The sequence below is a fragment of the Pseudomonas sp. NY5710 genome (genome assembly GCF_013305665.1).
GTDB lineage: Bacteria > Pseudomonadota > Gammaproteobacteria > Pseudomonadales > Pseudomonadaceae > Aquipseudomonas > Aquipseudomonas juntendi.
Map to the genome: position 1 here is coordinate 1,832,945 of NZ_CP045554.1, position 24,924 is coordinate 1,857,868.

Consider the following 24,924-nt stretch of genomic DNA (forward strand, 5'->3'; position numbering starts at 1 on the left):
ACATGGGCTTCGTACGTAGCGCATTGGCGCTGGCGTTGGGTGTTGCCGTCAGTTCGGCGGCCCTGGCTGCCGATGAAGCGCAGGTCAAGCGCGGTGAATACCTGGCCCGCGCCGCCGACTGCATGGCCTGCCACACCGCCGAAGGCGGCGCGCCGTATGCCGGCGGCCTGCCGATCCATTCGCCGTTCGGCACCATCTACGGCAGCAATATCACCCCGGACAAGCAGTACGGCATCGGCAACTACAGCGCCGACGAGTTCTTCGCAGCAGTCACGCAGGGCAAGCGCAAGGATGGTGCCAACCTTTATCCCGCGATGCCTTACACCTCGTACCACCTGATCAAGCGCGAAGACTCGGACGCGATTCTTGCCTACCTGAAAACCGTACCGCCGATCAACCGCCCGGCCCCGCAGACGGTGCTGCGCTTCCCGTTCAACGTGCGCATGGGCGTGAGCGGCTGGAACCTGTTGTATGGCAAGAGCGTGCAGCTGCAGCCAACCGAGGGCAAAAGCCCGGCCTGGCAGCGTGGCCAGTACCTGGTCGAAGTCATGGGCCACTGTGGCGAGTGCCATACCCCACGCAATGCGATCGGCGCACTGCAGCAGGACCAGCGCCTGAGCGGCGGCCTGCTGGCGGGTTACCTGGCGCCCAGCCTGCTGGCGCAGGACCTGGCTGAGCGGGGCTGGACCCAGCCAGACTTGACCACCTTCCTCAAGCACGGCATCAGCGCCCAGGGCAGCATGTTCAACGAGATGTTCCCGGTGGTGCACCACAGCACCCAGCACCTGGAGGACGCCGACCTGGCGGCCATGGCCACCTACCTGCTGGGTGACCAGCCACCCGCGGCCAAGGTCATCCAGCCGGTTGCCCTGGCGCAGATGAGCGACAGTGCCCAGCGCGGCCACCAGCAGTACCTGAACGTTTGCGCCGGCTGCCATGGGGTCGACGGCGAGGGCAAGCCACACGTCGCCGTGGCCATGCAGGGCAATACCGTGCTGCGCCAGGCCGACTCGCGCAACCTGGTCAAGGTCATCCTCGAAGGCATCCGCGAACAGCAGTTCACCGGCTTCGAGCGCATGCAGCCGATGCCTGGCTTCGCCGGCAAGCTGGATGACCAGCAGGTGACGGACATGGTCAACTACCTGCGCCAGGCCTGGGGTGGATTGCCCGGTGACCTGAAGGTACAGCAGCTCGCCGAGCTGCAGGCGGAGTAACCGGTGCAGCATCTCGATCTTCAGGTGATTCGCCAGGCCTTGCAGTGGTCGTGCAGCGGTCAGCAGGTGTGGTTGTGCACGGTACTCGCCACCTACGGTTCGGCGCCGCGTGCGCCGGGGTCGCTGCTGGCGGTCAACGCCAGCGGCCAGTGGCTGGGTTCGTTGTCTGGCGGCTGCGTAGAGGATGACTTCCTGCACCGTGTGGCCTTGGGCGAGTTCGCCGAGCCGGTCACCCTCGTGCGTTACGGCGATGGCAGTGACCCCCGTTCGGGTATTCGCTTGCCGTGCGGCGGGGTGCTGGAAGTGCTGGTGGAAAACCTGGCGGCCGAGTGCGACGTGCAGGCCCACCTGCGCGAGTTGCAAAGCGCATTGCTGGGGCAGCGCCGGTTGTTGCGTGAAGTGCGCCTGCCCGACGGCAACCGCCAGTTGTTGCCTGACACCAGCCAGGGGCCGCGGGTGCAGCGTGAGCCCACCTGTGTACGGCTGCGCGTCGGCGCCGCCCAGCGCCTGCTGCTGGCGGGCTATTCCAGCGTGGCGCACTGTTGCGCCGAGTTCGGCAAAGGCCTGGGCTTCGAAGTGATTCTCTGCGAGCCACGTGATGAAGTGCTCGACGGCGTGCACCTGGACGGCATCGAGCTACGCCGCGAGCTGCCGTCGGAATTTATCGCCAATGGCGGTTGCCATGCCGACACGGCGGTGGTTGCATTGACCCATGATCCGAAAATCGATGACCTGGCCATGCTTGAAGCGGTGCGTACCGAAGCGTTCTACATCGGCGTGATGGGCTCGAAGGCCACCTCTGACAAGCGTCGCGAGCGCTTGCAGCGCATCGGCGGCCTGAGTGGCGACCAGTTGGCGCGTATCCACGCGCCGATCGGTCTCAACCTGGGTAGCAAGACCCCGGCCGAAATCGCCCTGGCGGTACTGGCCGATATCTTGCGCCTGCGCAACGGCATTGGGCGGGCGGCGCTGTGAGTGTGGTGGCGTTGGTGTTGGCGGCTGGCAGCAGCGTGCGCTTCGGCGGCGACAAGCGCCGGGCGCTGATGGCGGACGGTCGCAGCCTGCTGGTGCACAGTGTCGAACGTGCCTGCGCGGTGTTCGATGAGGTGCGGGTGGTGTTGCGCGACGGCGAACGGGCAGAGGCGCTGGGTTTGCCATCGGCGTGCCGGGTCATTTCCAGTGTCGATTGCGCACAGGGCATGGGCCATAGCCTGGCAGCCGGCGCCGCCTCGCTGGCAGATTGCGAGGCGCGGGCGGTAGCGGTGGTGTTGGGCGACATGCCCTGGGTGGCGCCCGCCACGCTTGGCTTGCTTGCACGCCAGGCCGGTGCGTCAACGATAGTCCTGCCTTGGCATGCCGGGCGGCAGGGCCATCCGGTGTTGTTCGGCCGTGATTTCTGGCCGGCGCTTGCCCGGTTGCAGGGTGATGAAGGGGCGCGGTCGGTAGTGAAGGCTCACCCGCAATGCTGCGTCAGGGTGCCCGTGCAGGATGCCGGTGTGCTGCAGGATGTCGACAGGCCAGAGGCGCTTAACCCGTAGCCATGGCCTATTCATCCTCTTCGTCAGCCCATTCGTAAGGCTGCAGTTCGCTCAGTTGCGACAGCAGCAGCAGGTGCTCCACCACTTTAAGCTTTTTCAGCCGCTCAAGGCTGCCTGAACCTCCCAGCATCAAGGCGGGGACAAAGCCATACATTTCATCCACGCCCAAGGTGCCGAGCCGTTCCCTGGCAGGGTCGAACAGCTCGTCGAAATACGTGCCTTCGGTCATCAGCCACATGAGCAAACCATGGATCTTGTTGTCCCGCTCTTCGTCCCCTGAACTGTGGGCACCCTCGATATAACGGGAGTGGAAGGCCGCGATGGTCAGCACTGAACCGGTTTTTTCACCCCATAGGTACAGGTCGCCAAAAGCGCTGCGGGCGATGAGGTGATAAGTGTCGCAAGCTTCGAAGTGCGTACCTGCCAACCAGGAAGCCACGACCTTCTGGTATTCCTGGGGGTTGACCACCCAGAACAAGCCGTCGCCGTAGCCGCACCAGCCGTGGTCTTGCCAGTAGGCAAGGAGGCGGTTCGGGAGTTTGCCTCGGTAATGGTCGATGGCGGAGGGCGGTACGGGTTGGTGGCCGACGGGGTCGCCGAAGGTTTCAAGGAAGAGGGTGAAGATTACGTCCATTTTAGTCCCTTTTGTCTTTTTAGAAGTCAGAGAAGCTGTAAGGTTGAAGTTCGGCGATTTGTGATAATAATACTAAGTGCTCTAGTGTCTTGACCTTCTCAAGATTTTTGAGAGTGGCTTGCCCCCCTAGCGTCAGTGCCGGTACGAACGCGAACATCTCGTCGTGCTTGGGTGTGCCTAGTTTTTTTAATGCGGAATCGAACATGCCGTCGAAATCGTTATATTCTTTGTCTACAGTCAGGAAGAAATTTTGTACCGCTCTGTCCATTTCATTTGCTGCGGTTGCATGAAAGCTGCCTGTATAGTGAGAAATAGCGGCTGTGATCTTGAGTGAGAATCCGGTTTTTTCGCCAAAAAGATAAAGGTCGCCAAAAACACTTCGGGCAATGAGATGATAGTTGTCGCGGATGGCTAGGGGTGTGTCTTGTAGCCATGAATCGACAACGCCTTCATATTCTTGAGGATTAACTGTCCAGAATATTCCTTCACCGTATCCGCTCCAACCATGTTCCGCCCAATACTCCAAAAGCTTATCAGGCAGTTTTCCTGTATAGCGGCGTATGCTTGAAGGCGGCACTTCTTGGCGATACATGGGCTTTCCGATTGATTCGATGAATATAGAGAATATCTCGTCCATGCTTATGTCCCTAGTGCCTAGCATTTGTGAAGCTTTACGTTCATGAAGTTGGACTTGTTGCCGCTTTGCGATGCCCGCTCGGCGGCTTGCTTCAGGTCTTTAATCTTGGTTTTCCACTGAGGGCCTATACTTGAATTGACCTGTCTGTCGCCAAAGTCTGAGATGGTGTCCTTGCCACCTGCGCTTAGGTCGGGGTTGTGCAACGCCGCAAGCGTGGCCATTGTTTCTTTCGCTTGTTTCATGGCAATTCTCCGTGCTTCAACAGGGTTCATGTCTTTAGGAAGCTCTGTTTGGATTCTGTTTTGTAGTTTCAACTGCAAGTCTTTCCTCGCGATGCGGGCAATTTTGGGGTCTCGTTTTACTGGGTTGGCAACGTTTTCCAGAAACTCCTCAACCGTCAATCGATTCAACCCAACCTGCTGTCCCTTCAACTGCCGTTCAAACTCGCCATGCTTGGATACTGGCAATTTGTCTGCCTTGAAACACGCCACCGTATGCAATGGCATGCTACCGGGCTTCCCTGGCGAGGGCTTCTTGTCTTTTCCCGCCGGCCGATTCGGCGGCATCGGTTGCGGCTCATTCGCTGCCCCCTTGCGCCGCTCCGGCCCCTGCAGATCCGGACGTTTCTTCAGCCCTTCCTCATGCTTGAGCATCCATTGCCCCAGCCGCGCGCCTTTGCGGCTGGCCGCCATCTCTTGCGCCAGCACCCGGGCATCGCCGTGCCCGCGGGTGAGGTACGAGACGATCGCCCCCAGCAACAGCATCACCACTTCCACATGGCCCAAGGCAATGTGGTGGGCAGCCCCGGAAATCGCATGCGGATCGTCCCGCCCGAACGGGTCATGGCTTTCGTCCCGCGTGCCCTCCCAGGCTATGCGAATGCCATCGAGGTAGTACTCGCCGATGCGGGGCAGGCCTTCAATGAAGAACTCGGCGATGGAGGCAAGCCCCAGTACGCCAAGTATCCAGCCGCTGACCTTGAGGCCCATCGCCGCGCCAGCGCCGGCCAAGGGAATGGCCCCTGCACCTGCGCCAAATGCCCCGATGCCAGCGCCAATGGCGCCGCCGGTGAGGGTGCTGCCGACGACGATCATCGCCATCTCCCTCACCACCTTGAGCAGTTCGTTGAGGATGCTGGCGATTTCCAGGTCGGCAAAGCGTTGGTGCAGGATACTGCCGGCCTGCCACTCGGCCTGGTTGAAGGCCGACTGGACAGCCCTGACCCGGCGCAGGTTGAGGGCCAGTGAGGCGACCGGTTCATTGAAGTGGGTACGAAATTGAGCGCGTCCCTGATAGCCCATTTCATCGGTGACACGTGATTCGATCTCAAACCACGAGGGCACCAGGTAATTCAGGTGCATGAGGTGTCTCCCTGACAGCATGTGCAGGGAAATCCCATCATGAATTCGGTTCGGAAATTCCTGAGTCGGCTGTAGGAAAAGGAGACTTCGTTCAAGGCTGTCGCACGCGCTCAAGCCACGCTCGCCCAGCCCACCTGCAAAGGTCCATAATCCCCCCTTAATCCCTTCATAGTGCAATGCCAGCCACACCACTTCGGGAGCCCACACCATGCACGTTCTGCTCTGCGAGGACGACGACCTGATCGCCGCCGGCATCTGCGCCGGCCTTACCGCCCAGGGCCTGACCGTCGACCGGGTGGGCAACGCCGCCGCTGCGCGGGCCATGCTGCAGGCGGCGCAGTTCGACGTGATGATCCTCGACCTGGGCCTGCCCGACGAAGACGGCCTCAAGCTGCTGCGCCGCCTGCGCGAAAAAGGCGAGACCTTGCCGGTACTGGTGCTTACCGCGCGCGACGCTGTCACCGATCGCGTCGATGGCCTGCAGGCCGGTGCCGACGATTACCTGCTCAAACCCTTCGATCTGCGCGAGCTGGCTGCACGCCTGCACACCCTGCTGCGGCGGGTGGCCGGGCGGGCGGTCAATGTGATCGAGCACGGTCCGCTGCGTTATGACCCCAGCAGTTGCGAGGCGACCCTGGCCGGCCAGCAGGTCGACCTTTCCCGCCGCGAACAGGCGCTGTTGCAGGCCCTGTTGCAAAACCCCGGCCGGGTGTTGTCCAGCGAGCAGTTGAAGGACTGCGTGTATGGCTTCAGTGACGAAGTGGAAAGCAACGCCCTGAACGTGCACATCCACCACCTGCGGCGCAAGCTCGGCAACGGTATCGTCGAGACCGTACGCGGCCTGGGCTACCGCCTGGGCCCGGCGCAGGCACCGGAAGAGGCCGCACCATGAGCCTGCGGGTACGCTTGAGCCTGATCCTGGGCAGTGCCTTCATCATCATCTGGGTGCTGGCTGCGGCGTGGATGCTGCGCGACCTGCGCCAGCAGATGATGTTTTCCCTCGACCAGCGGCTGGTCGCCTCGGCGCGCATGGTTGCCGGGCTGATCGACCAGTTGCCGCAACCATTGACGGCCAAGGGCGGCGAGGCGCACTTCTCGGCCGACCAGTTCAGCGTGCCGGACGGCATGGCTTGCCAGGTCAGCTCGCTGCGCGGCGAAATCCTCGCCAGCAACCACAAGCACGACGGGACCATGGATGACGAGCGCAGCGGCTTCCGCGACCAGACCATCGACGGCGCTTCGTGGCGCACCTTCACCTACAACCATGGGGATGTACGCATCACCACTGCCGACCGGCATATGGAGCGTGAAGCGCTGAACCAGTCGATCCTGCTGGCGGCTTCGGCACCGGTGCTGATGGCCCTGCTCGGTAGCCTGGGGTTGTTGTGGATCGGCCTGGGCAAGGGCCTGGAACCGCTCAACCGGATGCGCGATGCCTTGCGCCGCAGGCGTGCCGACAGCGTCGAGCCTTTGCAGGTGGCGGGCCTGCCCAGCGAGTTGCAACCGTTGCTGGACACCCAGAACCAGTTGTTCCTGCGCATTGCCCAGACCATCGAACGCGAGCGGCGCCTGACCGACGACGCCGCGCACGAGTTGCGCAGCCCGTTGACCGCAATCAAGACCCACCTGCAGGTGGCGCGCATGACCGATGGCGCCGTGCGGGAGCAGGCACTGGAGCATGCCGAACAAGGCGCCGACCGCATGCACCGTACCCTTGAGCAGCTGCTGATGCTGGCACGGGTGGAGGGCAGCCTTTCGTTCGAGGATGGCGTGCAGTGCAGCGCCGAGCAGGTGGCCCGCCAGGCCGTGCAGGATGCCGGTGGGGGTGACAACCGGCGCATTGTGCTGCGATTGCCTGAAGAAGCCACGCAGATCTACCTGGGCATGCCGGCGCCGCTGGCAGTGGCCGCGCTGCGCAACCTGCTGGACAACGCCCTGCGCCATGGCGGCGAACAGGCAGTGGAGTTGGAGGTGCAGATGGCTGACGGGCAGGTGGGCTTCATGGTGCGTGACCATGGGCCGGGGATTGCCGAGGCGGATCTGGAACACCTTACCGAGCGTTTCTGGCGCAGCGGGCAGAGCGGTGGTTGCGGGCTGGGGTTGGCGATCGTGCAGGCGATCGTGCAGCGGTGTGCCGGTAGCCTCAGGTTCGACAGCAGTAGCGATGGCTTGCGGGTGTGGTTGCAGGTGCCGGCGCGTTCGAGCAGTTGATTTTCACTGCCTGTGCCGGCCCTTTCGCGGGCTTGCCCGCGCCCACAGGGTCAGGCCCTGTGCAGTACCTGTGGGAGCGGGCAAGCCCGCGAAAGGGCCGGCACAGGGTGAGTAAAATCCAGTAACAACCGCTAAATCCTCCCAGCACTCAAGCGTTTTCCAAGCGACGAACACCCGCACTTTCGCTCGCTTGCGAGGATTTACCCATGTCCACCGCTTCCAGCCTTGCCCAGGTCCCGCCGGCCAGCGTGTCGCAGGCCCTGTACGAATTCACCGACTCACCGTTGCTGCAACGCCAGCAACAGCAGGAGTCCAACGCCCGCAGCTACCCACGGCGCATCCCGCTGGCGCTCAAGCGCGCCAGGGGTATTCACGTCGAAGACGTCGAAGGCCGACAGTTCATCGACTGCCTGGCGGGCGCCGGCACCCTGGCGCTGGGCCATAACCACCCGGTGGTGATCGAGGCGATCCAGCGTGTGCTGGCCGATGAGATCCCCTTGCACACACTCGACCTGACCACGCCGGTCAAGGACCGCTTCGTTCAGGACCTGTACAGCATCCTGCCCGAGGCCCTGCGCCGCGAGGCCAAGGTGCAGTTCTGCGGCCCGACCGGGACCGACGCCGTGGAGGCGGCCCTCAAGCTGGTGCGCAGCGCCACCGGGCGCAGCACCGTGTTGGCCTTCCAGGGTGCCTACCATGGCATGAGTCAGGGGGCGCTGAGCCTGATGGGCAGCCATGGTCCCAAGCAACCGCTGGGTGCCTTGTTGAGCAGCGGCGTGCAGTTCATGCCATACCCGTACGACTACCGCTGCCCGTTCGGCCTGGGCGGTGAGGCCGGGGTCAAGGCCAACCTGCATTATCTGCAAAACCTGCTGCTCGATCCGGAAAGCGGGGTGCCACTGCCGGCTGCAGTCATCCTGGAGGTGGTGCAGGGCGAGGGCGGAGTGATCCCGGCCGATATCGAATGGCTCAAGGGCGTGCGCCGGATCACCGAGCAGGCGGGTGTGGCCTTGATCGTCGACGAGATTCAGAGCGGCTTTGCCCGTACCGGGCGGATGTTCGCCTTCGAGCATGCTGGCATCGTGCCGGACGTGGTCACGCTATCCAAAGCCATTGGCGGCAGCCTGCCGTTGGCGGTGGTGGTGTATCGCGACTGGCTGGACACCTGGAAACCGGGTGCGCATGCCGGCACCTTCCGGGGTAACCAGATGGCCATGGCGGCGGGTTCGGCCGTGATCGACTACCTGGTCGAGCATCGCCTGGCCGAGCATGCCGAGGCCATGGGGCTGCGGTTGCGTGGGCACCTGCAGCGCCTGCAGCGGGACTACCCGCAGTTGGGTGATATCCGTGGCCGGGGCCTGATGCTGGGCGTGGAGCTGGTCGACCCGCAAGGCCAGCCCGATGCGCTGGGCCACCCACCGGCTAACCGCGACCTGGCGCCGAGGGTGCAGCGCGAGTGCCTCAAGCGTGGCCTGATTCTGGAGCTGGGAGGGCGACAGGGTGCGGTGGTGCGCTTCTTGCCGCCGTTGATCATCAGCGGCGAGCAGATCGATGAAGTCGCGCAGCGCTTTGCCGAGGCGTTGATCGCGGCGGTCTGACTGATTGGCGGGGCCACGAAGCGGCCCCGCCAATAGCCTATCCATCACCGTCGCCGCTTCCCCCGCCACCAGGCGTGAAACCCACTGCTGGCGCTACTGATCTCTTCCCGCAGGGTTTCCATTCATAACCGCATGGCGTCACCGTAGGCCAAGTTCGGCGCACGCATTTGCAGGCGCCCGGCCGCGCGGCTGCAGGGGCTAAATCGGCCCCGCGCAGTTTCGTCCTTGTGGGATGACTGGACCCTCTGGTCCCGCTTCCTATTGCTAAGGACGCATCGCATGAATGCCGAAGATTCGTTGAAACTCGCTCGCCGCTTCATTGAACTGCCGCCGGAAAAACGCCGTTTGTTCCTGGCCGCGCTGCAACGAGAGGGGGTGGATTTTGCCGTGTTTCCGATCCCGGGCAATGTCGCCGAGGCCAGCCGTGACCGGCTCTCGTATGCACAGCGGCGCATGGCGTTCTTGTGGCAGCTGGACCCACAGGGCGCGGCCTACAACCTGCCCATGGCCGTGCGGCTCAAGGGCGAGCTGAATCTTGTCGCGCTGCAAGCTGCGTTCGATCAGTTGGTGGCCCGCCACGAAAGCCTGCGCACACGCCTGCGGGCCGACGCCGACGAATGGCTGCAGGAGGTACTGCCGCCCGCTGCAGTGGCCATCACCCGCCACGACCTGAGCCTGCTCGAGGCCGGCGAGCGCGAGCAGCAGGTCCTGACGCTCGGCGCCGCCGAGGCGCAAGCGCCGTTCGACCTGGTGCAAGGGCCGCTGCTGCGGGTGCAACTGGTGAAGTTGCAGGCGCAAGAGCATGTGCTGATGTTGACGCTGCACCACATCGTCGCCGACGGCTGGTCGTTGAATGTACTGGTCGACGAGTTCGTGCAGCTGTACGACGCCGCGTGCAGCCAGGTGCCGCTGTCGTTGCCGGCCTTGCCCATCCAGTACCGCGACTACGCCCTGTGGCAGCGCAGCTGGCTGGAGGCGGGCGAGCAGGAGCGGCAGATGGCGTACTGGCGCGACAAGCTGGGCGACGACCATGCGCCGCTCGACCTGCCGTTCGACCACCCGCAGCAAGCGCTGCCCAGCTTGCGCGGCAAGCGTGTGGAACTGCAGCTCGAGGCGGACCTGGCGGCGCGCCTGGCCAGCCTGGCCAAGGCCCATGGCGTGACCTTGTTCATGGTGCTGCTGGCCTCGTTCAAGTTGCTGCTGCAGCGCTACAGCGGCCAGCGGGCCATTCGCGTCGGCGTACCGGTCGCCAACCGCCACCGCAGTGAAGTGGAAGGCCTGATCGGCTGCTTCATCAATACCCAGGTGCTGCACACCGAGATCGACCCGCTGATGGACGTGGCGCAACTGCTGCTTCGGGTCAAGGACACCGCGTTGGGGGCCCAGGCCCACCAAGACCTGCCGTTCGAGCAGTTGGTCGAGGCCCTGGGCGTGCCGCGCAGTGCCAGCCATACCCCGTTGTTCCAGGTGCTGTTCAACCATCAGGCGGCCATCGCCGATGCAGGGCAGATTCAGCTGGCCAGCGGCCTGACCCTGGAAAAAGTCGCGCTGGACAAGCACAGCGCACGTTTCGACCTGTCGCTGGACACCTACGAGAGTGCCGGCCGCCTGCACGCGGTGTTTACCTATGCCGTGGACCGCTTCGAACCGCACACCGTGGCGACGCTCAGCCAGCACTGGCTGCGCCTGCTACAGGGCCTGACCGAGCATGCGCAAGGCCCGGTGGGCGAGCTGGTGCTGGGCGATGAAGCGCCCTTGGTCGTGCCCCAGGCGTTTGACGCCCCCGCGGCGGTCCACACACTGATCGATGCCGCTGCCGCACGAGATCCGCAGCAGTTGGCGGCAGTCAGTGGCAGCCAGCAGATCAGCCATGGCGCCCTGCAAGCCCGCGCCGAGGGCCTGGCCCGGGTGCTGCTGGGCGCCGGCGTGCAGCCCGACGAGCGGGTGGCGGTGCTGGCCGATCGCTCCATCGACATGCTGGTCGCCATCCTGGCCGTGCTCAAGGCTGGTGCCGCCTACCTGCCGCTGGAGCCGGAGCAGCCGCAGGCGCGGCTGGATTTCATGCTGGCTGACAGCCAGGTCAAGCGGGTACTGGCCCCGGCAGGGCGGCTGGAACTGGCGCCCGGCATCGAGCGTATCGACCCCGCGGGTGATTACCCGGCGGCGCCGTTGCCGCGCGTGCCTGTGCACGCCGACAACCTGGCGTACGTGATCTACACCTCCGGTACCACCGGCACACCAAAGGGCGTCGCCATCAGCCATGGCGCCCTGGCCAACTATGTGCAAGGCGTGGGCGAACGCCTGCGTATCGACGAACTGCGCAGCCTGGCAATGGTCACCACACCGGCGGCAGACCTGGGGCACACCATGCTCTTCGGCGCCCTGTGCAACGGCAAGACCTTGCACATGCTGGCCAATGATACGGTGCTGGACGCCCAGGCCTACGCGCACTACCTGCAACGGCATGCCATCGACGCGGTGAAGATGGTGCCCTCGCACCTGCAGGCGATGCTCGCCGCCGGCAGCGATGCCCTGCCTCGGCGCTGCCTGGTGGTCGGCGGCGAGGCCATCAGCCCGGCGCTGATCGCGCGCATCGCCGCGCTGGCACCGGGGCTGCGGCTGCTAAACCACTACGGCCCGACCGAAACCACGGTCGGTGTGCTGACCCATGAGGTCCACGGCCAGGCCTTGCTGGGGCGCCCGCTGGGCAACCTCAGCGCGCAGGTTTTCGACGCCTGCCTGCTGCCGGTGCCGGCTGGCGCGCGCGGCGAGTTGTACCTGGGCGGTGCGGGCCTGGCCAGGGGCTACCTGGGGCAGCCGGCGCTGACCGCCGAGCGCTTCGTACCCGACCCTGTGGGCCAGGGCGGCCGCCTGTACCGCAGCGGCGACTGGGTCCGCCCTGATGGCCAGGGCCAGCTGGCGTTCGCCGGGCGCATGGACGGCCAGTTGAAGATCCGTGGCTATCGCGTGGAACTGGCGGAAATCGACAACTGCCTGCGCCAGTTGCCCGCGCTGGACACCGCTGTGGTGCGCGTGGTCGGCGCGCAGGACAACCGGCAACTGGCCGCCTACCTGGTGCCCAGGGCGTGGCCTGCGGACGACGCGGGCCGGCAGGCCTGCATCGACGCCGCCCGGCTGGCCCTGCGCCAGACGCTGCCCGAGCACATGGTGCCGCGGTACCTGATGCTGTTGCCGCACCTGCCGGTGACGGCCAACGGCAAGGTCGACCTGCAAGCCCTGCCGCAGGCGGTGGCCACCCAGGTGGACTACCGTGCCCCGGTAACCGCGCTGCAAGCGAAGGTGGCGGCAATCTGGGCCGAGGTGCTGCAAGTGGACCAGGTGGGCCTGGACGACAACTTCTTCGCGTTGGGCGGCCACTCGTTGCTGGCCACGCAGGTGGTGTCGCGGATCCGCCAGCAGTTGCAGCGGGAAGTGGCCTTGCGCGTGCTGTTCGATACCCGGGACCTGGAGGCGTATGCCCAGGTACTCGAAGGCCTGGAGCAAACCGGCGCCGGCGCCATCGCGCTGCTGGACCGCAGCGAGCGCCTGCCCGTCTCCCATGCCCAGTACCGGCAGTGGATGTTCTGGAAGCTCAACCCCGACAGCACCGCCTACAACACGCCACTGGCGGTGACCTTGCGCGGCGCGCTGGACCTGGGCGCCCTGCAGGCCGCCTTCGATACGCTGGTCGCGCGGCACGAAAGCCTGCGCACCGTGTTCGCCGAGCACGATGGCCTGCCCTGGCAGGTGGTGAAACCGGCCGCGCCGGTGCTCATCAAGGCCCAGGACCTGATCGGCCTGTCACGCGATGCGCTCAAGCCTCACCTGGACCAGCTGTTCGCCAGCCCCTTCGACCTGGCCCAGGAGCCGCTGCTGCGCGTCGCGCTGTGGCGCACTGCCGCGCAGGAGCACCTGCTGGCCGTGTCGTTGCATCACATCGTCTCCGACGGCTGGTCGATGAGCGTGATGGTGCGCGAGTTGGCCGCCGTCTACAACGCCCGCACCCAGGGGCAGGCCGACCAGCGCCCGGCGCTGGCCGTGCAGTACGCCGACTATGCCGGCTGGCAGCGCCAGCGCCTGGCCGAGGGCCAGTTGCAGGCGCAGCTGGCGTTCTGGAAGGCCAATCTGGAGGACGATTTCGCGGTGCTGGAGTTGCCTGCCGACCGCCTGCGTCCACAGCAACAGAGCTACCGCGGCGGGCGCATCGACGTGCAACTGCCCGCCGAACTGACCGGCCAGCTGCGGCGCCTGGCGGTGGCAGCCAATGCCACGCTGTTCCATGTGTTCCTGGCCTCGTTCGCCCTGCTGCTGTCGCGCTACAGCGGGCAGCAGACCCTCAACATCGGTATTCCCGTCACCAATCGCAACCGCCTGGAACTGGAAGGCCTGATCGGCTTTTTCGTCAATACCCTCATTGCCCGGGTCGGCATCGTGCCCGCGCACACCTTTGGCCAGTTGCTGGCCGCGGTCAAGGAAACCACCCTTCAGGCCCAGGCCAACAAGGACATCCCCTTCGACGTGCTGGTCGAGCAGCTCAAGCCGGAACGCGGCCTGGGCCACAACCCACTGTTCCAGGTGATGTTCAACCACCTGCTGGATGTGGGCGAGAAGGTCTCCAGTGACAGCGTGCAGGGCTTGCAAGTGGAAGAAGTGCAGTGGCTGGAGCAGACCACCCAGTTCGACCTGTCGCTGGACACCCTGGAGCGCTCGGACGGCGTGACCGCGACCTTCAACTATGCCACCGACCTGTTCGATGCCGAGCGCATCCAGCGCCTGGCGGGGCACTGGCTGACCTTGCTGGCCAGCCTCGGTCAGGCCGAGGTGGCCGTTGCCGAGCTGCCGATGGTCGATGCCGCGCAGCAGCGCCAGCTGGTCCAGGACTGGAACCCCCTGCCCACCGCCACCGCCCTGGCGCCTGACACCCTGCAACTGATCGAAGCCCAGGCCCAGGCACGGCCGCAGGCCACGGCGCTGGTGCTCGACGCCCAAAGCATGACTTACGGCGAGCTGAACCGCCGGGCCAACCGCCTGGCGCACCGCTTGCGCGAACAGGGCGTGGGCCCTGAAGTGCGGGTCGGCATCGCGGCGCAGCGCAGCCTCGACCTGATCGTCGGCCTGCTGGCGGTTCTCAAGGCCGGTGGCGCCTATGTGCCGCTGGACCCGTCCTACCCGCGCGAGCGGCTGGTGCACATGCTCCAGGACAGTGGCATCGAACTGCTGCTGAGCCAGCCCGAACTGGCGTCGAGCCTGCCAGACCTGGCAGGCGTGCGCCGCATGCACCTGAGCGCGGCGCAGGAGGCACTGGCGGGCGGCAATGAGGGCAACCCGCAGCCGCTGGCCGTGGCAAGCAACCTGGCCTATGTGATCTACACCTCCGGCTCCACCGGCAAGCCCAAGGGCGTGGCCATCGCCCGTGGCGAACTGTCAGCGTTCTGCCAGGTGGCCGCGGCGTATTCGCGACTCACCCCTGAAGACAAGGTGTTGCAGTTCGCCACCGTCAGCTTCGACGGCTTCGTCGAACAGCTGTACCCGGCGCTGTGCGTGGGCGCGCAGGTGGTGATGCGGGGCGAACAGCGCTGGGACATCGAGACGCTGACCGACACCATCGTCCGCCAGGGCGTGACCGTGGCCGACCTGCCCACCGCGTACTGGCGGCTGTTCGCCGCGCACATGCGCGGTGCGTCGTCCTGTGGCGCCCTGCGCCAGGTGCACGTGGGCGGCGAAGCCATGCCGCCCGAAGGCCTTAACGACTGGTTTGCCTCCTGCCTCAAGGGCGTGCGTCTGCTCAATACCTACGGGCCCACCGAGGCCACGGTGGTGTCGACCGTGTTCGACTGCTCGGCCAGCGCCTGGCAGGCGTTGCCCAAGGCCAGCGTACCGATCGGCACGGCCATCGGCGGGCGTGCCACCTACCTGTGCGACAGCGGCTTCACGCTGGCGCCCGTGGGGGGGGGGGCAGAGCTGTTGATCGGCGGCAACGGTTGCCTGGCGCGGGGCTATTTCAACCGGCCGGCGCTGACCGCCGAGCGCTTCGTGCCCGACCCCTTCGACACCAGTCTGGCAGGCGGTGGGCGCCTGTACCGCACCGGTGACCTGGCGCGGTACCGCACCGATGGTGTGCTGGAGTACAGCGGGCGGATCGACCACCAGGTCAAGGTCCGCGGGTTCCGTGTGGAAATGGGCGAGATCGAGGGCCACCTGCTGGGCCACGCCCTGGTGCGCGAAGCCGTGGTGCTGGCGCAGCCGACCGCCAACGGCGTGCAACTGGTGGGCTACGTGGTGCCTGCCGAGGCTGGGCAGGCCGGCGACCTGCAGGCCGAAGCGGCGCTGCGTGACACCTTGCGCGATGCGCTCAAGGGCAGCCTGCCCGAACACATGGTGCCGGCGTTCCTGCTCATTCTTCCGGCATTGCCGTTGTCGCCCAACGGCAAGCTGGACCGCAAGGCGCTGCCGGCGGTCGATGCCAGTTTGCTGCAACAGGCCTACCAAGCCCCGGCCAGTACCCTGGAGGCGCAGGTCGCCGACCTTTGGGCGCAGGTGCTCAAGCTGGACCGCGTGGGGCGCGCCGACCACTTCTTTGAGCTGGGCGGCCACTCGTTGCTGGCCACCCAGATGATCTCCCGGGTCCGTCAGGCCCTGAGCATCGAGCTGCCGCTGCGCAGCGTGTTCGAGGCTCCAGTGCTGGCCGACTTCGCCGCGCTGGCCGGGGGCGCGGCGCGCGCAACCCAGGGCGGCATTCCCCAGGTGGACCGTGAACAGCCTCTGGCGTTGTCCTACGGCCAGCAACGGCACTGGTTCCTCTGGCAGTTGCAACCTGACAGTGCGGCGTACCATGTGCCGGCCGTGCTGCGCCTGACCGGGGCACTGCATGTGCCCGCCCTGCAACGCAGCTTCAATGACCTGATCGCTCGCCACGAGCCGCTGCGCACGACCTTCTGCCAGGACGGCGACCAGGTGCGCCAGGTCATCCACGCCAGCCTGCCACTGGCGTTCGCCGTGGAGGATGCGCAGGCCTGGGACGATGCCCAGGTGCAGGCGCGCATCGACGCGGAAATCCAGTGCCCCTTCGACCTGCAGCACGGGCCGTTGATGCGCGTGCGCCTGCTGTCGCGGGGCCAGGCCGAGCATGTGCTGATCGTCACCCAGCACCACATCGTCACCGACGGCTGGTCGGTACCGATCATGCTCGACGAGTGGGTGCAACTGTATGAGGGGCACCGCCAGGGGCAGCCCGTGACGCTGCCGGCGCTGGCGATCCAGTACGCCGATTACGCCCAGTGGCAGCGCCAATGGATGGCGGGCGGCGAACGTGACCGCCAGCTGGCCTACTGGCGCGCCCAACTGGGCAGCGAGCAGCCGTTGCTGCAACTGCCTACCGACCGGCCGCGGCCCACCGTGCAAAGCCACGCTGGCGCACGCCTGGCGCTGCAGCTCGACGCACCGCTCACCCAATCGTTGCGGGCGTTGGCATCGGCGGCCGATGCCACGTTGTTCATGGTGTTGCTGGCGGGTTGGCAAAGCGTACTGCAACGTTACTCGGGCCAGGCCGATATCCGCGTCGGCGTGCCCATCGCCAACCGCACGCAGGTGGAAACCGAGCAGTTGATCGGCTTCTTCGTCAACACCCAGGTGATGAAGGCCGAATTCGCCCCCGACACCACCTTTGCCGGCTTGCTGGCCCAGGTTAAACAGGCCGCCTTGGGCGCGCAGATGCACCAGGACCTGCCGTTCGAGCAACTGGTGGAGGCTTTGCAGCCCGAGCGCAGCCAAAGCCACAGCCCGCTGTTCCAGGTCATGTTCAACCATCAGGGCCACGCCCAGGGCGACCGCCGCACGCTGCCGGGGCTGAGCCTGGAGATGTGGCCGCATGCCCATGCCACCGCGCAGTTCGACCTGACCCTGGACACCGTCGACAACGGCACCACCCTGGCGGCGTCGCTGACCTATGCGACCGCACTGTTCGATGCCGCGACCGTCGAGCGCCTGGGGCGGCACTGGATGCGGTTGCTGCAAGCGGTCGCCGCTGCACCGCAGCAGGCGATCGCCCGGGTGGCGTTGCTCGATGCCGACGAACAACGCCAGACTGTGCAGGCCTGGAACCCGCGCACCGCGCACTACCCACAAGGCCATTGCCTGCACCAGCTGATCGAGCAGCAGGTGGCGCGCAACCCGCAGGCCATCGCCGTGACCCTGGGCCGCCAGCACTTGAGCTATGACCAGCTCAATCGCCGGGCCAACCGCCTGGCGCACCGCTTGCGCGAGTTGGGCGTGGGGCCGGATGTGCGCGTTGGTGTGGCGCTGGAGCGCAGCCTGGAGATGGTCGTCAGCCTGTTGGCCATTCTCAAGGCCGGTGGCGCCTACCTGCCGCTGGACCCGCATTACCCGAGCGAACGCCTGGCCTACATGTTGGAGGACAGTGGCGTGCAGTGGGTGCTGACCCAGCCGCACCTGCAGCCGCGGCTGTCGGCCGGCCCGGCGGTGCAGTGCCTGGAGGTGGGCAGCGGCGAGGGCGCCTGGGCCGCCTACAGCGAGGCCAACCCCGACAGTGGTGCGCATCCGCAGAACCTGGCGTATGTGATCTACACCTCCGGCTCCACCGGCAAGCCCAAGGGCACCTTGCTCGCGCACCAGAACGTCACGCGCCTGTTCGCGGCGACCCAGGGCGATTTCGGCTTCGACGCCGGGGATGTCTGGACGGTGTTCCATTCCTACGCCTTCGATTTCTCCGTGTGGGAGCTGTTCGGCGCGCTGCTGTATGGCGGGCGGGCGGTGATCGTGCCGCAGGACGTGGCACGCTCGGCCGAAGATTTCCATGAGCTGCTGGTGCAGGAGCGGGTCACGGTGCTGAACCAGACCCCTTCGGCGTTCAAACCGCTGATTCGCGCCGCCTGTGCCGGCGCCCGCGAGGGCAAGGCACTTGCCCTGCGCTATGTGGTGTTTGGCGGTGAAGCGCTGGATGTGGCCAGCCTCGCACCCTGGTTCGACCAGTTCGGCGATGCCACGCCGCAGTTGATCAACATGTACGGCATCACCGAGACCACCGTGCACGTCACCTACCGCCCGGTGACCCGCGCGGACTTGCAGGGCGGTGTGACCAGCCCGTTGGGCCGGGTCATCGACGACCTGACCTGGTACCTGCTGGACGAAGCGTTCGAGCTGGCGCCACAGGGTTGCCGGGGTGAGCTGCATGTCGGCCAGGCCGGCCTGGCCCGGGGCTATTTCAACCGCCCGGCGCTGACCGCCGAACGCTTCGTGCCCGACCCCTTCGACACCAGCGCGCAAGGGGGCGGGCGGCTCTACCGCACGGGCGACCTGGCCCGTAGCGCAGGCAATGGGGTGATTGAATACAACGGCCGTATCGACCACCAGGTCAAGGTGCGGGGCTTCCGCATCGAGCTGGGGGAAATCGAAGCCCGGCTGGTGGAGCAGGCGGTCGTGCGCGAAGCGGCGGTGCTGGCCCAGGAAGGGCCGGGCGGCACGCAGCTGGTGGCCTATGTGGTGCCTGCCGAAGCGCTGCCGGGCAGCCTGGAGGCCCAGCAGGGCCTGCGCGACAGCTTGCGTGCCGCGCTCAAGGCGGTGCTGGCCGAGCACATGGTGCCGGCCCATCTGCTGTTTCTCGCCAGCCTGCCATTGACCGCCAATGGCAAGCTCGACCGCAAGGCGTTGCCGCAGCCACAGACCGATCGCCAGGGGCATGCCTATGTCGCGCCCAAGGGCGAGCGCGAACAGCAGGTGGCGGCGATCTGGGCCCAAGTGCTGGACGTCGAGCGGGTAGGGCGCAGCGATGACTTCTTCGCCCTGGGCGGCCATTCGCTGCTGGCGACCCAGGTGGTGGCGCGGGTGCGCCAGCAACTGGCGCCGGGCCTGAAGCTGCGTGCCCTGTTCGATCACCCGCGGCTGGACGCGTTTGTCGCCTGCCTGGGCCATGACGAACAGGCGCAGCCAGCGCTGCCGCTGTTGCAGGCCCGCGCCGGCAGCACCCAGGCGCCGCTGGCGCTGGTGCAGCGCCGGTTGTGGGTGGTCGAGCAACTGTCCCCGGGCAGTGCCGCCTATGGCATGCCCATGGCGTTGCGCCTGCGCGGCGAACTGTCGGTCGAGCTGCTGCGTGCCAGCCTGCAGGCTGTGGTCGGCCGCCATGAGGTGCTGCGCACCACCTATGGCCAGGACAGCGAGGGCGAACCGCTTGCCCTGATCGCGCCACACCTGGTCGTAGACCTGCCGTTGCACGACTGGTCGCAGTTGAGCCGCGCCGAACAGGAGGCCCAGGTGGCGGCCCAGGCGCTGGCCAACGAAGCCCATCCGTTCGTGCTCGATCAGGGGCCGCTGCTGCGCATGCAGCTCGCCCGCCTGGGGCCGCAGGAGCATGTGCTGTTCTATTCGATGCACCACATCATCTCCGATGGCTGGTCGATGGCGGTCATGGCCAACGAACTGGTGCGGATCTATGCCCGCCTGCGCGCGGGCGACCCCACGCCGCTGCCGCCACTGGCGCTGCAATACTCGGACTTCGCCCACTGGCAGCAGGCGTTGCAGGACGCTGGCGTGCTGCATCAACAGGCGCAGTACTGGGCACGGACGCTGGCTGGCTACTCCGGGCAGCTGCCGTTGCCGCTGCGCCAGCCTCGGCCTGCCAAGGCCAGCCATGAGGGCGGCACGGTCCCGTTCCGCCTGCGCGAAGGTTTGACCGCGGCACTCAACGCCTTGGCGGCGCAGGCCCAGGTCACCCTGTACAGCGTGATCCTGGCGGCCTTCCAGGCCTACCTGCACCGCCTGACCCGCAGTGACGATGTGGTGGTGGGCGTCGACTACGCCGGCCGCCAGCAGCCTGAACTCGAAGGGTTGATCGGTTTCTTCGTCAACGTCCTGCCGGTGCGCTCACGCCAGTTGCCCGGCAGCACCTTCGCCCAGTTCCTGGCGCAGGGGCGCGAGCAGTTGCTCAACGCCTTCGAGCATCAGGACCTGCCGCTGGACATGATCGTCGAGGCCGCCCGGGTACCTCGGCACAAGGGCATCAGCCCGCTGGTGCAGGTGCTGTTCGTGATGAACGACCTGCCACTGCCCACCGCGGGTATCGACGGGTTGAGCGTCGAGGCGCTGCCCAGCGTGTCGCAGCAGTCGAAATTCGACATGGCGCTGTTCGTCGAACAGGGCCAGCAGGCCGAGCTCAGCGGCCATTGGCAGTATGCCTCGGCGTTGTTCGAGCAGGCTGAGATCCAGGGGTTCGTGGACGGCTGGATCGCCGTTCTCGAGCAGATCACATGTGACCAGAGCGTGAGAGTGGAAGACATGAACGTGCCAATGCAACACGCGGCGGCCGGCCCGGCAGTACCTGCCGGCAAAGCCAACAAGCTGGACAAGTTCCTGAAGAAGAACCAGGCCCGTCCGGCAGGGCAAGCGCAGCAACCGGTGCGCGAGTCCCTGCTGGTGCCAGAGCAGGTGTTCCCGTTGCTGCTGGAGCCGACCGACCCTGGCCTTGACGTGACCGGCTGGATCGCCGCCAACCGCGCCTGGGTCGAGGAAAAGCTGGTTCACCACGGTGGCATCCTGTTCCGCAATTTCAGCATCCCCGACAGCCAGGCGTTCGAGGCGTTCGCCGAGGCGGTGCAGCCAGGCCTGTACGGCAACTACGGCGATCTGCCGAAGAAGGAGGGCGGGCAGAACACCTACCGCTCCACGCCTTACCCCGAGAAGAAGATGATCCTCTTTCACAACGAAAGCGCCCACCAGGACAGCTGGCCGCGAAAGCAGCTGTTCTACTGCGAGCTGCCGTCGCCGGTCGGTGGCGCCACCCCGGTGGTCGATTGCCGGCAGATGTACCAGCGCCTGCCCACCGCCCTGCGTGAGCGGTTCGAGCGCAAGGGCCTGCTGTACGTGCGCACCTTTACCGGCAAGCTCGACGTGTCCTGGCAACATTTCTTCAAGACCGAACAGCGCGCCGAAGTCGAGGCCCGCTGCCAGGCCTCCGGTATCCAGTGGCAGTGGCTGGCCGATGACGGGCTGCAGATCCGCACGCCATGCCCGGCCATCATCACCCACCCGGTGAGCGGTGCGCGGTCGTTCTTCAACCAGGTGCAGCTGCACCACCCTTACTGCCTGGATGCCGACGTGCGCGAAGACCTGCTGACGCTGTTCGGCAACGAGCGCATGCCGCGCAACGTGTATTACGGCGATGGTTCGCCGATCGAGGACGAGGTGATGCAGCGCATCGGCGAACTGTACGAAGCCTGCGCGGTGCGTTTCGACTGGCGCAAGGGCGACGTGATCCTGCTGGACAACATGCTGGTCGCCCACGCCCGCGACCCCTTCGAAGGGCCGCGCAAGATCGTCGTCGCCATGGGCGACATGCTCGACCGGGCCAGCCTGGCGGCGACCCAGGTACAGCCACAGGAGGTGGACGCATGAGCACGCCAATGTCTGAAAGCGTTGCCCTGTGCCCGCAACAGCAAGTGACCCTGAAGGCCCTGCAGCGCGCCACGACCTTCGCCCAGGCGTGCCGGCAGGTCACCCTGCACATCCAGGGCGAGCTGGATGTGCCGCGCCTGCAGCGCGCCGTGGCCGCGCTGCCCGAGCTGCACCCCGAGCTGACCGCGCGGCTGCAGACGGTGCCGGGCTTCCACGGCCTGCGCTGGTGCCCTGGCGCCGACCGCACGCCACTGGCATTGGCCGCGCACCTGTCGGCGTTGCCTGCCGAGGCGCTTGAGCAGCAACGCCAGGCCTGGGCGGACACGCCGTTCTCCCTGGCCCAGGGCCCCTGGGCGCAAGCCTTGCTGCTGCGCCTGGACCAGACGCATTGGCAACTGACCCTGGCGGTGGCCAGCGTGCTGGTCGATGGCCCTGGCATGGGCCTGCTGGCCGAAGGGCTGATCACCCTGTACCGGGCACCTGATACATGCCAGGACGAGGCGGCCGGGTGCTTCGAGCAGTACCTGCAATGGCGTGCGGAAACGGCCATCGACGAGGATGCCGGGCAGGCCCGGCGGTACTGGCACGATCATCTTCACGGTGAGGCGAGCGGCCATGCCAGGCTGGCGTATCGCCTCGGCGACAACCGTGGAACGCCGGTGCAGCGGGTGCAGGTCGCACTCGACCCGGCGCTGAAGGCCGGCCTGCAAGGCCGGGCCGCCGCGTTGCAGGTGGCAGTGCCAACCTTGTTGCAGGCCGCCTGGTGGGCGCTGCTGGGGCGGGTCAGCGACCAACCCGCTTTCCTCGCGCAATGGCGGCATGACGGCCGTGAGGACTATGACTACTTTGCCCAGAGCGCCGGCGTGCTGGAAAAGGCCCTGCCGGTGCAGGTGCGTATTGATGAAAACCAGCGCTTCGATGCGTGGGTGAGCGCGTTCGCCGCGCTGGCGGCGCAGCACGTGACCTGGCAGGAGTACTGGGCGGCGGCGCCTGACCAGGCGCTGCCCGCCCTGGGTTTTGCCGCTGTGCGTGAGTACTGCGCCGACGCCCCGTCGGGGTGGCGCCTGGAGCAGGTGGCGCAAGGCGCTGATGGCTGTGAACTGTTGCTGCAGGTGCAGCTGTCGGCGCACGGGGATTGCAAGGCACTGGCGCTCGAGTTTCTGCCCGACTGCTACAGCGCTTCCAGCGTGCAGCGTCTGCTCGAACAGCTGCTGATGTTGCTGCAAGGGGTTGTCGATGACGCCACGACAGCGATCGGCGCGCTTGACCTGGTCGGCGCGGCGGAGCAGGCACGCCTGCTGGCCCTCAACCCGGCAGTACCGACGTCGCCGGCGCCATTGCTGATGGCCCGGCTGGCGCAGTGGCTGGCACAGGCGCCGAGCCGCGATGCGCTGGTGCACGGCGAGCAGCGCCTGAGTTACGCCGGCTTGGGGCAGCGGGTACGGCGCCTGGCTGCCGGCCTGGCTGCCCAGGGCGTGGGGCCGGGGGCGCGGGTGGCCGTCGCCTTGCCCCGTTCGAGTGCCCTGGTGGAATCGATCCTGGCCACCTGGTGGCTGGGCGCGGCCTATGTGCCGCTGGACCCGCACTGGCCACAGGCACGCCAGGCCAGCATCGTCGGCCTGGCGGGCGCGGCCTGGCTGCTCGGCCAGCCCGCGCAGCCAGATCCGTGGCACGCGCAGGGTGTGCAGTTGCTCGACCCTGCGGCGCTGGTGGTGCAGCAGGCAGACGACGGTGCGCCAGCGTGCCCGTTGCAGGGCGATGAGGCGGCCTACGTGCTGTTCACCTCCGGCTCCACCGGCGAGCCCAAGGGCGTGGTGATCGAGCATCGGCAGTTGGCCAACTACCTGGCCGGTGCCACGCAGCTCCTGGGCCTGGAGCAGTGCTCGCGGTTCGCCTTCACCAGCGGCGTGGCGGCGGACCTGGGCAACACCACCCTGTTCGGTGCCCTGTACAACGGGGCTTGCCTGCTGGTGGCGGATGAAGACACCCTGCGCGACCCCGAACGCTTCAGGGACTACCTGGTGGCCGGCGAGGTCGATTGCCTGAAGATCGTCCCTTCGCACCTGGGCGCCTTGCTCGAAGCCGAACAACCACGCCTGCCTGGCACCCTGGTGCTGGGTGGCGAGGCGCCAGCCCCTGGCCTGCTCCAACGGGTCTTCCAGTTGCGCGCCGATTGCCGCGTGTTCAACCACTATGGCCCCACCGAGGCCACGGTCGGGGTGATGGTACAGGTGCTGACGCCTGAGGCGCTCGGCCACGGGCCGGTCGGGCTGGGCAGCGTGCTGCCGGGCAACCAGGTGTACGTGCTGGATGCACGGCACCGCCTGGTGCCCCCTGGCGTGCTGGGCGAGCTCTACATCAGCGGCCGGCAGCTGTGCCGGGGCTACCTGAACAACGCGGGCGAAGCCTTCGTCGACCACCCGTTCGCGCCGGGGGAGCGGCTGTATCGCACTGGCGACCTGGCCCGTTACCGCGTGGATGGCAGCCTGGCCCTGCATGGGCGCAGCGACCAGCAGGTCAAGCTCAATGGCTTCCGGGTCGCGCTGGCGGAACTTGAGGCCGAGCTGCAGCGGGTGGCCTGTGTGCGTGAGGCAGCGGTGGTCGCGGTACCTGCCGAGGACGCCCAGGCGGGGCTGCAGCCAGCGGCCTTCGTGGTGGTGCAGGCCGATGAGCAGAACCCGCAAGCCAGTATCCGCCGCGACCTGGCCTTGCGCCTGCCGGAGCCTTTGCTACCACGGCGTATCCAGTTGGTGGCGCAGTTGCCCCGGCTGGCCAATGGCAAGGTCGACCGCCAGGCCCTGGCGAAGCTGGCACCGCAGGCCCCGCAAACCGAGCAGCAGCCAGCCCGCTCGGCGCTGGAACGCCTGCTGGCCAAGCGTATGGGGCAATTGCTGGAGCAGCCGGCCCTGGGCCTGCACCAGGACTTTTTTGCCGCCGGCGGTCACTCGTTGCTGGCAATCAAGCTGGTGGCGGGCATTCGCAACGTGCTGCGCCGCGAGGTGAGCCCGGCCCTGGTGTTCGACAACCCGACCGTGGCCGAGCTTGCCCAGGCCCTGGGCGCATTGCCCGGCAGCGATGCGCAGGCGCTGGAAGCGCTGGCCCGTGCCCACTTGCAACTGGAGGCATTGCCGCCGGAGCAACGCGCGGCACTGGAAGAAAAGGCCCGGCGCCTGCGCGAAACCCAGCGCTGAACCGAGGGCCCGGGTGCGTCCGCGCCCGGGCCTGTTCACAAAATTGCAAAAAACTCTAATTTCTCCTGAACGTCGCTCGTCTCATCTACGCCTTCATCCAAGGCGTAGGTGCCGGCGCAGCTCGGGAAGGGGGCTGCG

At 66.6% G+C, this 24,924-nt stretch carries 11 protein-coding genes; 8 read left to right on the forward strand and 3 right to left on the reverse strand.

Annotated elements, in window-relative coordinates:
• Window positions 1–2: 2 nt before the first annotated feature.
• The 3 genes from GEV39_RS08300 to GEV39_RS08310 are packed head-to-tail and all read left to right on the forward strand — an operon-like array spanning window position 3 to window position 2,752.
• On the forward strand, window positions 3–1,214 hold the full coding sequence (locus GEV39_RS08300; protein ID WP_173888204.1) for a cytochrome c: 1,212 nt from the start codon (window positions 3–5) through the stop codon (window positions 1,212–1,214).
• Window positions 1,215–1,217: 3 nt separating this feature from the next.
• Window positions 1,218–2,189, forward strand: coding sequence for an XdhC family protein (locus tag GEV39_RS08305; protein WP_173888206.1), 972 nt, complete (start codon window positions 1,218–1,220; stop codon window positions 2,187–2,189).
• Window positions 2,186–2,752 (forward strand): nucleotidyltransferase family protein, encoded by a 567-nt coding sequence (locus GEV39_RS08310; protein WP_173888208.1) that lies wholly within the window; start codon window positions 2,186–2,188, stop codon window positions 2,750–2,752. Before GEV39_RS08305 ends, GEV39_RS08310 begins: the two co-directional genes overlap by 4 nt.
• A 7-nt stretch (window positions 2,753–2,759) precedes the next feature.
• On the opposite strand, the gene GEV39_RS08315 is transcribed toward GEV39_RS08310, so the two are convergent.
• Genes GEV39_RS08315 through GEV39_RS08325 form a run of 3 tightly spaced genes read right to left on the reverse strand, consistent with a single transcriptional unit; the run spans window position 2,760 to window position 5,384 of the window.
• Window positions 2,760–3,386 carry a GAD-like domain-containing protein gene (locus GEV39_RS08315; RefSeq protein ID WP_173888210.1) on the reverse strand — a complete coding sequence of 209 codons (627 nt, stop codon included), beginning with the start codon at window positions 3,384–3,386 and terminating at the stop codon, window positions 2,760–2,762.
• Between the two features lie 19 nt (window positions 3,387–3,405).
• A complete protein-coding gene (locus GEV39_RS08320) occupies window positions 3,406–4,023 on the reverse strand; it encodes a GAD-like domain-containing protein (protein WP_173888212.1) in 618 nt (205 codons plus the stop codon).
• Between the two features lie 17 nt (window positions 4,024–4,040).
• Complete coding sequence (locus tag GEV39_RS08325; RefSeq protein WP_173888214.1) at window positions 4,041–5,384, reverse strand: DUF6861 domain-containing protein; 1,344 nt, start codon at window positions 5,382–5,384, stop codon at window positions 4,041–4,043.
• 208 nt (window positions 5,385–5,592) lie between these two features.
• Between GEV39_RS08325 and GEV39_RS08330 the strand changes: the two genes are divergently transcribed.
• The 5 genes from GEV39_RS08330 (at window position 5,593) to GEV39_RS08350 (ending at window position 24,786) form a co-directional block, all read left to right on the forward strand.
• A complete protein-coding gene (locus tag GEV39_RS08330; protein WP_173888216.1) occupies window positions 5,593–6,276 on the forward strand; it encodes a response regulator in 684 nt (227 codons plus the stop codon).
• A complete protein-coding gene (locus GEV39_RS08335) occupies window positions 6,273–7,595 on the forward strand; it encodes an ATP-binding protein (RefSeq protein ID WP_009684794.1) in 1,323 nt (440 codons plus the stop codon). The genes GEV39_RS08330 and GEV39_RS08335 overlap by 4 nt, the downstream gene beginning before the upstream one ends.
• Before the next feature lie 206 nt (window positions 7,596–7,801).
• Complete coding sequence (locus GEV39_RS08340) at window positions 7,802–9,193, forward strand: aspartate aminotransferase family protein (RefSeq protein WP_173888218.1); 1,392 nt, start codon at window positions 7,802–7,804, stop codon at window positions 9,191–9,193.
• Between the two features lie 279 nt (window positions 9,194–9,472).
• A complete protein-coding gene (locus GEV39_RS08345; RefSeq protein WP_173888220.1) occupies window positions 9,473–21,595 on the forward strand; it encodes a non-ribosomal peptide synthetase in 12,123 nt (4,040 codons plus the stop codon).
• Window positions 21,592–24,786, forward strand: coding sequence for a non-ribosomal peptide synthetase (locus tag GEV39_RS08350; protein WP_173888222.1), 3,195 nt, complete (start codon window positions 21,592–21,594; stop codon window positions 24,784–24,786). The genes GEV39_RS08345 and GEV39_RS08350 overlap by 4 nt, the downstream gene beginning before the upstream one ends.
• Window positions 24,787–24,924 lie beyond the last annotated feature (138 nt).